The organism is Thalassotalea loyana (genome assembly GCF_030161435.1).
GTDB lineage: Bacteria > Pseudomonadota > Gammaproteobacteria > Enterobacterales > Alteromonadaceae > Thalassotalea_G > Thalassotalea_G loyana.
Genome location: NZ_BSSV01000001.1, coordinates 661,702 through 677,547, shown reverse-complemented (window position 1 = coordinate 677,547; position 15,846 = coordinate 661,702). Strand labels below are relative to the sequence as shown.

At 40.0% G+C, this 15,846-nt stretch carries 13 protein-coding genes; 5 read left to right on the top strand and 8 right to left on the bottom strand.

Going from position 1 to position 15,846, the window contains the following annotated elements:
* On the bottom strand, positions 1-1,917 hold the full coding sequence (locus QQK05_RS02855; protein ID WP_284295881.1) for an alpha/beta hydrolase family protein: 1,917 nt from the start codon (positions 1,915-1,917) through the stop codon (positions 1-3).
* A gap of 417 nt (positions 1,918-2,334) precedes the next feature.
* Between QQK05_RS02855 and QQK05_RS02850 the strand changes: the two genes are divergently transcribed.
* The 5 genes from QQK05_RS02850 (at position 2,335) to QQK05_RS02830 (ending at position 6,104) form a co-directional block, all read left to right on the top strand.
* On the top strand, positions 2,335-3,213 hold the full coding sequence (locus QQK05_RS02850; RefSeq protein ID WP_284296431.1) for a LysR family transcriptional regulator: 879 nt from the start codon (positions 2,335-2,337) through the stop codon (positions 3,211-3,213).
* Between the two features lie 107 nt (positions 3,214-3,320).
* Positions 3,321-3,842, top strand: coding sequence for a tetratricopeptide repeat protein (locus tag QQK05_RS02845; protein ID WP_284295879.1), 522 nt, complete (start codon positions 3,321-3,323; stop codon positions 3,840-3,842).
* A gap of 17 nt (positions 3,843-3,859) precedes the next feature.
* Positions 3,860-4,009, top strand: a complete 150-nt coding sequence (locus QQK05_RS02840; protein ID WP_284295877.1) for a hypothetical protein — start codon at positions 3,860-3,862, stop codon at positions 4,007-4,009.
* A gap of 177 nt (positions 4,010-4,186) precedes the next feature.
* Entirely contained in the window at positions 4,187-4,912 is a 726-nt protein-coding gene (locus QQK05_RS02835; protein ID WP_284295875.1) for a YebC/PmpR family DNA-binding transcriptional regulator, read from the top strand.
* Between the two features lie 163 nt (positions 4,913-5,075).
* A complete protein-coding gene (locus QQK05_RS02830) occupies positions 5,076-6,104 on the top strand; it encodes a LacI family DNA-binding transcriptional regulator (protein WP_284295874.1) in 1,029 nt (342 codons plus the stop codon).
* Positions 6,105-6,171: 67 nt separating this feature from the next.
* Here the strand turns inward: QQK05_RS02830 and QQK05_RS02825 are convergent, their stop codons facing one another.
* The 7 genes from QQK05_RS02825 to QQK05_RS02795 form a co-directional block, all read right to left on the bottom strand.
* A complete protein-coding gene (locus QQK05_RS02825) occupies positions 6,172-7,644 on the bottom strand; it encodes an MFS transporter (RefSeq protein ID WP_284296429.1) in 1,473 nt (490 codons plus the stop codon).
* 267 nt (positions 7,645-7,911) lie between these two features.
* Positions 7,912-10,200, bottom strand: a complete 2,289-nt coding sequence (gene parC / locus QQK05_RS02820; RefSeq protein ID WP_284295872.1) for a DNA topoisomerase IV subunit A — start codon at positions 10,198-10,200, stop codon at positions 7,912-7,914.
* Between the two features lie 165 nt (positions 10,201-10,365).
* Positions 10,366-11,631, bottom strand: coding sequence for a GGDEF domain-containing protein (locus QQK05_RS02815; protein ID WP_284295871.1), 1,266 nt, complete (start codon positions 11,629-11,631; stop codon positions 10,366-10,368).
* Positions 11,631-13,532, bottom strand: coding sequence for a GGDEF domain-containing protein (locus QQK05_RS02810; protein WP_284295869.1), 1,902 nt, complete (start codon positions 13,530-13,532; stop codon positions 11,631-11,633). The genes QQK05_RS02815 and QQK05_RS02810 overlap by 1 nt, the downstream gene beginning before the upstream one ends.
* 93 nt (positions 13,533-13,625) lie before the next feature.
* Entirely contained in the window at positions 13,626-14,033 is a 408-nt protein-coding gene (locus QQK05_RS02805; RefSeq protein WP_284295868.1) for a VOC family protein, read from the bottom strand.
* A 1-nt stretch (position 14,034) separates the two neighbouring features.
* Positions 14,035-14,493 (bottom strand): TlpA disulfide reductase family protein, encoded by a 459-nt coding sequence (locus QQK05_RS02800; RefSeq protein WP_284295867.1) that lies wholly within the window; start codon positions 14,491-14,493, stop codon positions 14,035-14,037.
* Between the two features lie 123 nt (positions 14,494-14,616).
* Positions 14,617-15,696, bottom strand: a complete 1,080-nt coding sequence (locus QQK05_RS02795; RefSeq protein ID WP_284295866.1) for a porin — start codon at positions 15,694-15,696, stop codon at positions 14,617-14,619.
* Positions 15,697-15,846 lie beyond the last annotated feature (150 nt).

Genomic DNA, 15,846 nt, shown 5'->3' with positions numbered 1-15,846 from the left:
TTAAATGTGTTTTTTGATAAACGCGTCTATTGCTTTTAATGCCGCCATGCGATTTTGAAAGTTAGTTAAACTATGATCTCCATCGTTAAGTTCGATAAATTGCGCTTCCTTATTTGAATCTATTAACTTTTCATACATTAATTCAGACTGCTTTACAGGAACCACGTTATCTCTTTCACCATGAATCAACAGAACAGGCACTTTAATATTGTCAACATGGTGTATTGGTGAAATACGCTGCAAATGCGATTCACTTACTTCAGCCCCAACAGCAACTTTTTCCCAGTATGCAACAAGCCAGTGATTATCATCTCTATATCTTGTTGTATCTATCAACATTTCATGAACGTCAGAAAGGCCATTAATAGAGACTGCACATCTGTATAAATCAGGTTCAAAAGCAACACCTGCTAGCGCAGCATATCCTCCGTAGCTCCAGCCTACAATACAAATACGATCTTTATCAACCTTTCCTTGCTTGACAAGAGCTTGTAATGTATCCGTCAAGTCATCTTGCATTGACAACCCCCACTGCCCATCACCGAGCTGTTTGTGTTTTTCACCAAACCCTGTTGAGCCTCTAAATTGCGGCTGAATGACAAGATAACCTTGAGAGGCAAAATACTGAGCTAGCCAATTAAACTTTATACGGTCATAAGATCTCGGACCACCATGCGGCAACATAACTGCAGGTAAATTATTAATTTCTTTATGTAGAGGTGAAGTTATTAATGTAGGAATGATAACTCCATCTCGAGCACTTATTGACGCGCTAGAAACAGGGTGAACTTGCTCTGGTGAAATTTTATCTCTAGAAGATGAAATAAATTGAAACTGACCTTTACTAAACTTGTAATAATCGCCTGGACTTGATTCTCCCTCTAGTCTAAATATAAACGATGAAAAATCTGGCGTGTGATCCGCTATATAAAAACTGTTGTTTGGCATCGCAACAGCAATGTTTTCCATTAGTTTTGTATACTTGGGGTCAAAAAATTCGTAGCTTGGTTTAAACCCTGAATAGATTGCACCATAAACTACGCGATTAATATCAGTAATTAGAGACTCGACGCCAGCATCCTCTCGAATAAAGATTGCTTGAGATAAATCTCCACTTTCTAATGAAAGCTTGTAATAACCCCAGCGCCCGAGTTTTTCATCAAACTTTGAGACAATAAGGTGTTTTTTATCAGGACTAATTCCGCCAACTTGCATTCCTTCGAATAACTCTTTTTCTTCACTGTAAATAGTTCTCCAGCGATCATTCATTGGCACTTCTATTTTGTGAATATTAGCTTCGTCGTCATAACGTTCTCTTGCCAATATGTCCCCATTCGATTCAACAAAATAATCTATTGCATCAGAGATCCCTTTACTAATCACCTTAGGGCGTCTTTTCCTGTCTAGGTTTGCTCTAACAACGCCAAATTTCCCAGCATCAATCCAAGCAGGCATATAGGCATATTTTCTATCCTCCGACATTGCGACTATCCAGCCAAGTCCAGCTTGTCCAGCGTAGATACCATTGCCCGCCGTTAATACCTGATGAAATTTGTTAGATTTCAATTCATATATAAATGCTGCAGAGTCATCAAAACTTCTCTTACCATAATTAATTTTCTTACTTTCACTGACCAAAAATAGAATTCGATCTTCATCAATGAAGTGTGTCCATTTAGGGTTTACATCCGCAGCATCAATAGCGGCAACCATTTTATTAGTGGTAAGATCAAAAACAACAACGTAATCTTTATCAGCAGATTGTGTCCTATATGCAATGCGATCTCCGCTTGGAGAGATGACCATCATGTTTTTATCTGGGAGTGCACCATAAGCTTCGATCGAGGGAAGGGTATTTTGTGCGAATGCTGCTGTTTGTAGGAAAGCGCAGCAGATCAAGAGTAAAATAAATCTCATAAAATCCATTTCATACTAATTTACAATCGCAATATGATGAGCTAAAAAGGCCTATAACTCAATGAAAATCATATAAAAAAGCCAGTCATTCTTAATTAGTGAAAATAATTCACTTATATGAATGATTTCTTCTCGTTTGTCAGCAAACCCTCAGCCATATAATCTGAACTTGTTTTCGAAATCTCCCCCGATTTCTAAACGTAATAACTCGACTCTTATGTGCGCGCTATCATTTGGTAGCGCGTTTTTTTTCGCTCAAAAGCTAACCAAATGCTCAACTTTGGTGCAATGAACTCCCTAAACCAAGGCATTTTTGTAAGACAACTCGCTAAATTCCCTTATTTATCCTGCTAATTTATCTTGGAACACTAGTTGCAAAGGTAACAATGGTTTCATCATTTAAATACTGTAATGGCAATTCAAACACCAATTCGTGGCCTTCGCTCATTTTGCGTCGCCGCAAAATGCTTGAGCTTTAAACACGCAGCAAGTCAATTATTTTTATCGCCTTCGGCTGTCAGTCATCAAATTAAACAGCTAGAAGATCAACTTGGTACTAGCCTATTTCAGCGAAACACTCGTGCTATAGAACTGACGAGCGCAGGCAAACAGTTTTACCAAAAAGTTTATCCGCTGATTACTGAATTAGAAACAACGATAGCGGACTTCACTAATACGCAACAAAACAAAACGATTACCATCAGCTTGCCCGAGTTTTTTGCAAGTGAAATTTTTGTACCTCGTTTAAGTGAATGGGCAGAGCTAAACCCTGACATCAACCTTCAGCTTGAAACGGTTAAATCAGCAAGCCAAACACCAAAACCAAGTGATTTATCGATTGTGTTAGCCAATGGCAAACCCAATGGTTCAATTGTCCAAAAACTGTTTCCAGTAAAATATGTTGCTGCATGCAATAAGAAGATTTATAAAAAATGGGCTGCATCAGGATTTAATGCGCTTCAAAGTGTTCCCCTAATTTTGCATCAATCGAGACCTTGGTCTTGGCATAAATGGGCAGATGAAAATGACATTGCCAACTTCTCTCCAAAACAAATCATTCAATTTGATTCAATGTTTGGTGTTGCTCGCGCAGCACAACAGGGTATGGGGATCGCATTAGTACCCATGCCAATTTCTCGCGCATGGTTTAGCGAACAACTACTCGTCAAGTTATTTGATCACGAACTAACAACACGCGATAGTTATTTCTTAATCCAAAACCAAGCAATTGATAGTGCGCCTGAATTGACAAAATTTGCAGAATGGGTCACTTCAACTTTTGCCCTCACCAATTGATTTAACGTGAATAAAATTCACTTATAAGGTGTTTTTTTATCGTTTGTCGGCCAAACCGGCAAATCCTATAGTTACGGTGTCAATTCGACACAATAACTAAGGAATCAATGATGAAAAAACACCTTTACTACTCAGCCATCGCGTTAGCTTTAGGTATCGCACCGCTAGCCAATGCCGACGATTCAAACTTTAAAGTTGCCATTATCAAAGATGCTGCAGGCAGCACAGACATCATTAAAGGAAACTTTAATGAAAGCCTGAACAAGATGGCGCAAACACCGAGTACAGCCGCTGAAGAATTCGAACTTGCCATGGGCTTGTGCGTTGCCAATATAAAATTGAGTCAGTTTGATGCCGCCGAGAAGGACTGTAGTGCAGCAATTAGTGCCAGCAAAACGATGGATACTAGCACGAATGAAAGAAACAAATTAAGTGCCTTAGCTTACAACAATCGTGCTATTAGCCGTGCGTTACAAGAAGACACATTAGGTGCTCTAGATGATTTTACTTCTGCGATGCTGCTTAACCAATCGACACTAGTTAATAACAACTTAACACACTTTAAGAAGCAATATGTGGTTACACTTACAGCATCAACAACTGGTAATACCACTTACATAACCCACTAAACATAAAGGACAAAATCATGTTTAAAGCGTTTAAAAATTCAGTTATGTCTGCAGTAAATTTCATCGACTTTTTAAACCACATATCAATCAGTCAATGGGATGTTGAAAACAACCAAAGCCAGACGGCACATAAGGAGATGCCCCAGGCACAATTACAGCAGGAATAATCTATGATTAATCACCAATGATAGGCACAAACACAGATTGTTGTTTGTGCCTTTATTTTATCCTCTCCTCTAATCATTCTATTTACCAAATTTCACGTTTAATATCACCTCAAGGCTAGTCAATAGGCCTTATTGGCGTTAGAATCGGTCATTATTTTTTGACGAAAGAGAATCCCGATGGGTAGAAGTTTTGAAAACCGCAAGGCCTCAATGGCCAAAACACAAGGAATGAAAACCAAAGTATATTCTAAATACGGTAAAGAGATTTACGTATGTGCGAAGAATGGCGGTTTAGACCCAGACGGTAACCTTGCTTTACGTCGTCTAATTGATAAGGCAAAGAAAGACCAAGTACCAACACACGTGATTGATAAGGCCATTGATAAAGCAGCGGGTGGTGCTGGTGAAGACTTCGAAACGATGCGCTATGAAGGCTTTGGTCCTGGTAACTGCATGATTATCATTGACTGTCTGACAGATAACACGAACCGTACGATTAAAGACGTGCGTTTATGCTTTACTAAAACAAACTCTAAGATTGGTGCACAAGGTTGTGCTAGTCACATGTTCGACCATGTTGCTTTGTTTACATGTAATGGCGCAGACGAAGAAACCGTATTCGAGAACTTGATGATGGAAGACTGTGATGTAACTGACGTAACGGCTGATGAAGATGGTGTCATCACGGTTACAGGTCCACACACAGAGTTCTTCAAAATCAAAACTGCATTTGCTGACACAATGCCAGATATCAAATTAGATAAAGAAGAAATTACATGGTTACCGCAGGTTTACACTGAGCTTTCAGGTGAAGATGTTGAAATGTTTGAGAAATTCTTGGACATGGCTAACGACTGTGATGATGTTCAAGAGATTTATCATAACGCTCAAATCGCTGACTAATTAGCGATTTATCAACGTTTCAAAAGGGTTAGAATTTCTAAATTCTAGCCCTTTTTTTATTATGAGTTAGAATAAATTCAACTCAAATTTTGCATCGATTAGATGTACTTAGCGTTAAGTCTCAGTTAGTATGCAGATAGTTAAATGAGATGGATGTTGTCACTTGAAATCTAAACCTACATCTTTTGATATTGCTTACCGCGCTGGCGTTTCTCAGTCCACTGTATCAAGGGCATTGCGTAATAGCCCTTTGGTGAACGAAGAGACTCGCATGAAAGTGCAAGCAATCGCCAAAGAGTTGAATTACAAAGTTGATAAAAACGCGAGTAATTTACGCTCTCAACACAGTGGAACCATTGCTTTGCTTCTGTTTGAAGATCCAACAAGCGATGATTCAATGATCAATCCGTTTTTCTTATCTATGCTGGGAAGTATCACGAAAGCGTGTTCGGAAAAAGGCTACGACCTACTGGTTTCCTTTCAGCAAATGGATAGTGATTGGCATGCCGATTTTGAAGACTCAAACAAAGCAGATGGTCTAATTTTACTAGGCTATGGTGATTTTGTTGATTACGAGGAAAAACTCATCCAGCTTATAGAGCAAGGTACACGCTTTGTTCGATGGGGTGCTGAAGTAAAACAGTATCCGATTATCAGTGTAGGTTGTGACAACTTCCATGGTGGTTATCAAATCACAGAACATGTGATTCAAAATAACTATAAGAATTTCGCCTTTATTGGTGAGGCAAGCTCAGGCGCTCCTGAGTTTTTAGATCGATATTTAGGTCACTGTAAGGCATTAAAAGATAATAAACTTACTGTTGATGACAGCATGCAATTTTCAGCAATTAGTACTGAAGAATCAGGCTACAATGCAACATGTGAGCTGATTAAATCAGGCAAGAAATTTGACGCTATTTGTACCGCGAGTGACTTGATTGCTATCGGGGTACTACAGGCGCTTCAAGAGCACGGTATCAAGGTACCTGAGCAGGTTGCCGTTACTGGTTTTGATGACATTCAAACAGCTGCCTTTACCTATCCTCCGTTAACAACCGCACGCCAAAACACTAAGCTGGCCGGTGAGTTGCTCGTAGATAGCCTGTTAAAGCTTATCAAAGAAGAAGAAGAAGTTACGACAACCTTGATGCCAACATCCGTTGTCATTAGACAATCATGTGGTAGCCAATAGTAAAATTTATCATGAATAAAAAAGGGTCAACGCTATAAACGTTGACCCTTTTTTATTGAGTAGACAATTACGCTTCTTGCTTACTATCATCAACAAAGAATACAGCTAAAGCGCCACATACCATAGCGCCACCGGCTAGCATAATGATGTTAATAGCTTGGTTTTCGAAAACACTACTTAAAATCCAACCCGCTAATAAACCTGATACGATTTGTGGCGCAGCGATAGTAAAGTTGAATATCCCCATGTAAACCCCCGTTTTACTCGGTGGTAGAGCGCCAGCAAGTATTGCGTACGGCATCGCTAAAATAGCCGCCCAAGCGATACCAACACCAATCATTGGCACAAACAACGACACAGCACCTTGTGGTACATCGATAGTCGTAATTAATAAGTTTACCGATGTAACCTCTGGTGCATTGATAAACATAAAACTAATGTAGCCTAAACCACCAGCCAATAGTGATAACGAGTAAATTGCTTTACGGCCAAAGGTATCCGCTAGCTTAGATAAGAACACAGAAAAAACAGCAGCAAACAATGAATAAGCGGCGAATAATATACCGACCCAATCACCGGCAGCGCCTTTTGCCGCAGCAATATCTGCAGGTACTCCACCCATAGCGTTGATGTAGTCAGGATCAAACCATTGTGCATCAATACCCCATATGTGCTGGGCAATTGCCGGCATGGTGTAAACCCACATAATAAAAAGTGCAAACCATGAAAAGAATTGAACAACAGCTAATTGGCGCATAGTTGTTGGCATTGTTTTCATCAAGCCCCAGAAATCTGTTAATTTCTCACCTAATGAACTTGATTTTGATCGTTCAACTGCAAGCTGCTCTTTAGCTTCTTGCTCAGTCATCCCTTGATACTGATAAAACTCTTCAGGTTGATATTCTTTCGTTCTAAAGACTGTCCACAATACTGAACCTAACAGCACAGTAGCACCAATGTAAAACGCCCAAACCACAGAAGGAGCAACTTCACCTGCTTTAGCTGTATTTTCTAAACCAACAACATTAGTTAACACGAACGGTAAGATTGAACCGATAACCGCACCAATATTAATAAGTAACGACTGAATAGAGTAACCTGCATTGCGTTGTTCCTCAGGTACCATATCTGATACTAAAGAGCGAAATGGCTGAAACGCTACGTTAAATGACGCATCCATTAACGCGAGCATTAATGCACCAAATATCATAGGTGCCATTAGTGCCACGAATAAAGGTGCATTTGGCATCAGTAACATGCCTATGGTTGCAGCAACAGCACCAGCCAAGATGAATGGACCACGGCGCCCAAACTTTGTCCAGGTTTTATCCGAGGCTGCACCAACGATAGGTTGGATAATTAACCCCATAATCGGTGCGACTAACCAAAAAAGAGAAAGAGAATGTAGATCTGCACCTAAATCAGAAAGAATTCGACTAACATTGGCGTTTTGTAGTGCAAATCCAAATTGCACACCAAGAAAGCCAAAGCTGACAGTCCATAACTGCCAAAAACTTAAACGTGGTTTTGTTTTCATTATTGTCCCCAACCAGCGTGAGTATAACCTCACGAATAACTCATTTTATTTTGATAACCACTTTGGGCTATTTATAAAAAAAGCATATCAGCTTAGCTAATATGCTTTTTCAGCGTTATGCTATTACAGACCATACTATGCCAGTTTAGCTTGCTAACTCAACTCATGCATACGTATTCAAATTAATACCAATTGAAATAATACGTTAGACAACTCAACGCCACGTTATCGCTGAGAAATTAAACCATTACCTCAGTTGGTATTAGTCGTTTATTCTGACTCGTCTGAGGCTACTTCTTCGACAACAATTTCTTCTAGTTCAATTCGATCAACGCGTTGCAAGCCACGTGGTAATTTATTACCTCGACGTCCTCTTTCGCCTCGATAATGTTCAACATCACTGGCTTTCAATGTCAATTTTCTCTTACCAGCATGTAATGTAATAGCTTGTTCTGGCTGAATAATTTGAATCAGTTTGACCAATTCCTCACGAGCTTTTGCTCGTGCCGAAGGTATATTAATGATCTTATTACCTTTACCTTTGCTAAGCACTGGCAAGTCTTTCAATGGGAAAACAAGCATTCTGCCTTCGGTTGTAATCGTTAACACGAGATCATTATCAATATTGTTAATCTTCAAAGGTGTCGCAACTTTGGCATTAGCGGGCAAACTCAGAAGTGCCTTACCGTTTTTGTTTCGACTAACCATTTCACCAAAGCTTCCAATAAAGCCGTAACCCGCATCACTTGACAGCAAATACTGTTGCTCATCGTCAGCCATTAACGTTTTCTCAATGGTTACGCCGGTGGCTAAATTAAAACGACCAGTCAAAGGCTCACCTTGACTCCTTGCTGTTGGTAACGAATGAGCATCCGTTGCAAAAGAGCGGCCCGAGGAGTCAATAAACACCACAGGGCGATTACTTCGCCCACTTGCACTGCCAAGATAACTGTCACCGGCTTTGTAACTTAACGCTTCAGCATCAACATTATGCCCTTTAGCACAACGTGCCCAGCCTTTTTCAGACAGAACAACCGTCACTGGCTCACTCGGCATTAAATCTTTTTCTGATAACGCTTTCGCTTCACCACGTTCAACGATTTTAGATCGACGCTCGTCTCCGTATTTTTCCGCAGCTTCCAAAATTTCTTTCTTTAGCAAGGTGTTCATACGAGCTTTCGAATTAAGAATTTTTTCTAACTTGTCACGCTCTTTGCTTAATTCATCCTGCTCGGCGCGAATCTTAATTTCTTCTAATTTCGCTAACTGGCGAAGTTTAATTTCTAAAATCGCATCTGCCTGGCGTTCAGATAAATTAAAACGCGACATTAACTCGGCTTTAGGATCATCGTACGTGCGAATAATCTCTATCACTTCATCAATGTTTAAATAGGCAATGAGTAAGCCATCAAGAATATGTAAGCGTGCTAGCACCTTATCTAAGCGATACTGTAATCGACGGCGAACCGTTTCACGGCGAAACTCCAACCACTCAACTAAAATATCACGTAAATTTTTAACTGCAGGACGACCATCTAAACCAATCATATTAAGGTTTACACGGTAGTTTTTCTCTAAATCTGTGGTCGCAAACAGGTGCTGCATCAACTGTTCTGTATCAACACGATTTGAGCGCGGCACCACAACGATACGAATAGGGTTCTCATGATCAGATTCATCTCGCAAATCTACAACCATAGGTAACTTTTTCGCCTGCATTTGTGCAGCGATTTGCTCTAATACTTTACTGCCTGATGCTTGATGCGGTAGCGCTGTGATGACGATTTCACCATGCTCCATTTCATAAACCGCACGCATTTTGATACTACCGCGACCTGTTTCATACATTTTCTCAATGTCTTTAGCAGGCGTAATAATCTCAGCATCAGTCGGATAATCAGGGCCTTTAACAATAGGCAGTAAATCAGCAACTTCTGATTTAGGTTGTTCAATTAGGTGAACACAGGCATCAGCGATCTCACGAACATTGTGTGGAGGAATGTCCGTAGCCATGCCAACGGCAATACCTGTAATACCATTAAGCATGATATGAGGTAAGCGAGCCGGAAGCGTTTTAGGCTCTTTCATCGTGCCATCAAAGTTAGGAATCCAGTCAACAGTACCTTGTCCCAATTCAGAAAGCAGCACTTCACTAAAACGAGATAAACGTGCTTCAGTGTAACGCATTGCGGCGAATGATTTAGGGTCGTCTGGAGCACCCCAGTTACCTTGACCATCGACTAATGGGTAACGATAAGAAAAAGGCTGAGCCATCAACACCATGGCTTCATAACACGCTGAGTCACCATGAGGGTGGAATTTACCTAATACGTCACCAACGGTTCTCGCTGATTTTTTATATTTAGCAACGGCAGAGAGACCAAGCTCTGACATGGCATATACAATACGACGTTGAACCGGCTTTAAGCCATCACCAATATGCGGTAAGGCACGGTCCATAATGACGTACATTGAGTAATTTAAATAGGCATCTTCGGTAAATCGTCTAAGTGGTAGTTGCTCCACTCCCTCTAGACTATAATCGAGCGCGTCAGACATAAAAGTAATTCCACACAAGTACAAGCGACATTAGTCATCGCATGTTATTTAATATCGTTATTATGGTGAATATTAATATTCACAAGAAGTCGCTAACGTTATTTATTAGCGAGATAGTTAGCTTATCTGATTCTCAAATTAGAAAAAATAGCTAAGCTACAATATTTAACTATTTCGGCGATAATTCGCTGGTTTATGTTCCATTTCATCGTGATATATCAACGCAGTATCTCGCCCGCTCAATTTTGCCTGATACATAGCTACGTCAGCATTATTGATTAATTGGTCTAAGCTCATGTCGAATGCTAATGTTGCGACACCGACACTCGTTGTTATTTTGATGTTTTCAAGCGGCTTATCAAAACGGCATTGCGCTATTTTCTCTCTTAACCGCTCCGCCATAGCTTTTGCTTGTTCAATAGAGGCATCAGGTAAAATGGCAATAAACTCTTCGCCACCAAAACGAACAAGTAAATCTCGAGAGCGAACAGTTTCTTTTGCCAAGTTTGCAACCTTAATCAGCACTTCATCTCCGACTGGGTGACCATACTGATCATTGATTTTCTTAAAGTGGTCCAAATCAAATAGCAACACCGAGACTTGAGCACCATCTTGTTTTGCTTGCTCAACAATCTCTGCACCAAGATCAAACAAAACTTTTCGATTATCAATTCCTGTCAATGCGTCTGTTTCAGAATAGGTTTTTAGTCGCTTGCGAATTTGAAATTGCCTAATAATTAGAGCGATAAAAATTAAAATAACAACACTCACCACCCAGATAATATGACGCTGTTGTTGCTCCTTTTGAACAAGCTTTTGCAATTGGAGTTGCTTTAACTCATTTTGGTTTTTCAACAACTCATTGTTGTTTTGTTTTATTTCTGTTTGATACTTTTCTTTTAGCGATAAAATACGTTTTTTGTTCAATGACTTGTAATGCTCAATCATACGATCGAAGTAAACATCACGCTTATCGTAAGCTAGCTTATAATTCTCTTGATGTTCGTATAATTTCGACTGTAATAAGTACAATTGATTAAACAATGGTAGTGAGCGCTGACTTTCGCTGATACTCCCCTCAAACTCTATTGCTGTTTCAAAAGCATCATGAGCTTCATTAAAGTCTTCTCGCTCTAACAACGATACCGCTTGAACCATATAAACCAAGTAGAGTTCACCGTTATTTAAGCTACTTTGTTTTAGCAATAATCGGTTTATTGTGATGTCATCTGGCACTACTACATCATTATTATTGAACAATGATTTAACGTCATCGCGAATAGCAAACGTAACACTGCTGTCTAATAGGGGATTTATTCGTTGGAGTGAGGTTTTATCAATTGTTTCACTTACCGTTTGAAAGGTTACACTCAGCCCAGAAAAGCTAATAACGAGCAAGAAAACAAGAAAAACTAACTTAATAGACTTCATCAGTTGCACACCCTGTTTCGTCCTTCAGTTTTCGCTTGATACAGTTTTTCATCAGCTATTCGAGCCAACTCTTCTATGTCATTCTCTAATTCCGACAGAGAGTTAGCAACACCAACACTCACTGTAATCGACTCTACGTCTAACTCTGCTTGCCATGAATACGCTTCAATTAACTGACGCAGTCGCTCTGCCGTTTCAACGGCCTGTGTTAATGAAGTATCAGGCAAAATAACAACAAATTCTTCTCCACCTAGACGAACAACCGTATCACTTGTTCTCATGGTATTTGAAATCAATTTAGCAACGCGTTTGATCACCTGATCGCCAATACTGTGCCCTTTGCTATCATTTACCGACTTGAAAAAATCAATATCCAATATCAGTAAACTGAACATCGTTTGCTCTTCACCTAAGCGACGTCCTTCTGAAATCAATTTATAACGGTTAGCAACACCGGTCAGTGGGTCCGTCTCTGAAGCAGCTTTTAGCACGCGTTGGTTTTGAACAAGCTTGACAAACCCCCACGCAAAAATAAGTGCAATAAAGCTTACAGCGAGTGAGACTTGCCACTGAAATTTTGAAGATGCTTTTGCTTTTTCAAGCGCAAGACTGCTAATAGCCCGTTGCTCTTCTAGTATCTTTGCCGCAACGTCAGCCTGCTCGCTTTCAAATTGCATTCTTAGATCGGTAACTTCATCTTGTTGCTCACGCTTGTAGCGATCGTAACTAATTTCGTGACGAATTTTTTGACTACTTAGCGCTGCTTTATAGTCTTCGCGCTTGTAATAAGATCGTGCTTGAATACTGTAAAGGTGAGCTTTCGAAAACAGCTGATTCGTTTTAGTCATGGATGGAATCTGTTCCATTGCTTGTACTAAAACTTCATCAACCTCATCGTGTTTATCGAGTTGATGCAGTAATTCTGCGCGCTCGAGTAAATAAAAGACAGGCACATCATGTGCATCCGTCCCCTGGATATACTTACCGGCAGCGAGCAAATATTGGTAAGCCAGTTCGTAATCAGGATCGTCTTTTTCGCTGTAACAAGTAGCAAGGCGGGTATTGACGTAATAGAGCAAGCGCTGACTCATTTCTTTCTCAAACGTATTCAAGATATCTTTAAATAATAATATCGCCTCATCATAGCGACCTAGCTCCATCAATGCGCTACCGGTATTTAACCTTGCACTAGATGCAAACACTTTTTGTCCCGCTTGCATGTAACTGTTGTAGCTCATTTCATAGAACTCTAGTGACGCTTCAGAATCGTTGATGTAATTGTATAAAATACCAAGTTCAGAATAGACGTAACCTTTCAATTCATAATCATCGGTTTGCTCGGCGAGCAGTCGAGCTTCATTGAGTGTCTGTAATGACTGTTGATATTGTTGAGCAAGATACTGCATCGCACCAATATTTACGTACCCATATGCAGTGTTTTCCAAGTGATTTAACGACTTAGCTAATTGAGTGCCGTTTTGATAATCCTGCATTGCGGCTTCGCTATCGCCAAGGTTTTCGTTAGCAAAGCCACGAGAATAAAGCAATTCAGGAATGACAGCACTTGGGCTACGTTGCTGTTTTACAAGCTCTAAGCCTTTGTTTGCAGCACTTTTTGCAAACTCGAATTTACCTCGATTATTGTAAAATTCAGAAGACAATAAATGATAGCTAACTTGATCAGATAGGCTGTAGCTCTCAACATATTTTTGTTGAGCTTCAAGCATTGCTGGAATATTTTGAGGCGCTGTTTTTTCCATTTCTTTTACTGCACGTTCAAACGTCGCAAAGTCCTCAAACGCTTGAGCACTTACAACGGAGAAAACTCCAGAAAAAACGAATAGCAAACAAGTAAGTACAACGAAATTTAAGGTACTAACACTCGCCTTATTTTTGCCCACTATTATTCCTAATTATACTAACACCGAACGGTTTAGTATAAAGACATGACAAGCAAAAACAACTAGTAGGATCAAAGATTTAATTGGCAACAATTATTTAACAATTGCCCAATAACTTGCCTCAATTTTATTACCATCGAGATCAAGAACGAAACAACCATAATACGGCTCACCATACTCCTTCCTTGGCCCCGGTTTACCATTGCATTTGGCTCCCATGTCCATCGCTTTTTGATAGAACGCATCTACCTGCTCCTTTGATGTCGCCACAAAGCCAATATGGGTACCGTTTCCGACGGTTGCTTCATTCATATCGAAAGGACGTTGTACCCAAAACTCAGGATACCCCTTGCCAAAGGCTGCTGCCTCGTCGTAGTGTGCAACTTTTTCAATATCAAGCGTCGGCAATAATTGCTCATAAAATGCAATGGCTTGGTCAAGTTGGTTCGTTCCAAGGGATGCATGGCATATACTTCGATGTAGGCGATTTTCTATACTCATTTTATCTTTGCTTTAATAAATTTTTAATTTCAGTTTCGTATTGGTGTTTTTTCTGTTCGTTAAAGCCTACGTGAGTCGCAACAACAGTGCCTTGACGGTCGACAATAAAGCTACTCGGCATGCCTCTTAAGTCATAACTTCTTGCTATTTTACCTTTAGGATCATAAATCACATCAAAATTGGCGGGAAATTCTTCTAAAAATTCAAGCGCAAATGATTTTTTCGCATCAACATTGACACTCAGCACGGTAAGCCCTTGTGGCCCATAGTTAGCTTGCATTTCATTTAACCAAGGAAATGACTTTCGACACGGGCCACACCATGATGCCCAAAAATCAACGTATATGACTTGTCCCTTTAACGATGACAATCGTTTTTGTAATGCTAATGTAGGCTCTGCATGAGCAGTTGTGCTTACAAAAAACACCAAACTTAACAATAATGAAACTAATACTTTCATACGGACCATCTGTGAATTATCAGTAATTTTAGTTTACTGAGTCATGTCTTAGACGGCAACTACTTGACGCTTGGGAACAATGTTAAGCATGGGTACTCCCGCCCGTTTTAGTGGTAATAATTGTTACCAATATGCTCTCATCCCCACAGAAAAGGTAAGTCCGTTAAAGGCTCCGCCGTCATTCGCAGCATCAGCCATATCGGTATAGTAGGCTCCAAGCTGAAATTTCAATTTATGGTTATGAACAAAGTAATTAACCCCCGCATAAAGCTCATGGTATTGATCACCTCGGCCATCAACCGCTTTTGCTTCATAACGATTTAAACGTAAGCCATTATCTTCCTGACTTTTCATGTAGGTATAGCGAGTTACAAACTGAATGGCCTCATTAACATCAAAAAACGGCATGGCTGAAAATCCCCATATATCACTTTGGTCAAAGTAGCCTTTACCACCGGCGAGCTCCGCATCAACTCCCCAATTGTTCTTTTTAAACTGACCAGAAACACTTAGCACTTGTTTAAAGTCTCGAGTATTTGCCTCTTCATGTTCCTCGTTATAAACATAATCGACTCGATACTTAGCACTATCCCAATAGGTATCATTAGTCGAGGAATACATTAGTGAGCCTAATGCGAATACGCCGGCATCAATGCCAAATTCCGGATCACCATCACTTGAATAAAGACCCGCTTGATAGCTGGTGTACTCCGTTACGTCACCAGATAATTTTACCCCCGTGAAATATTCTTTTGTAAACCACAGATTATTGGCGATATTACTTCGCTCAAGCGTCTTTAGTTTATTCGATGACGTAGCGCCATCTAGTGTAAATCCAGCGGACTGTTTTAATAACTTGATGTTTGTCCCATCTTCAGTTTGCCAGCTAATATTGGCATCCGTAAGTTGCTTGTATTTCCCACCGTCGTTAAGGTTAAAATCTGCCTCTAATTTATATGAAAAGCCATTAACCTCGCCTTTGCCGCCAAATCGAAAACGTCGCCAATCTGTATCCTCATATTCTCCTTCATCAGCTTCAATAGACACGGCGTCGGCGTGGAGTCTTCCACTAAATGAAAACGAAGAATCATCATCTTGATAGACATGAACTTTATTCCAGTGATCTTCTAATGTGTCAGCGAGGCCAATCGCAGGAAGCGATAAACAACTTATCGACATAATGGCTAATGTTTGAATTTTCATGTATTACCTTGATTGAATGCTATTGCAAATTTTGCAGCACAGTAATTTGATTACATGACAGAAATATGACAACAAAAAACCACTTGTAAACAACAAGTTAAAGCAATGCTACCAGTTTAATGGCTACACAATAAAAGTTAGTAAAAACAA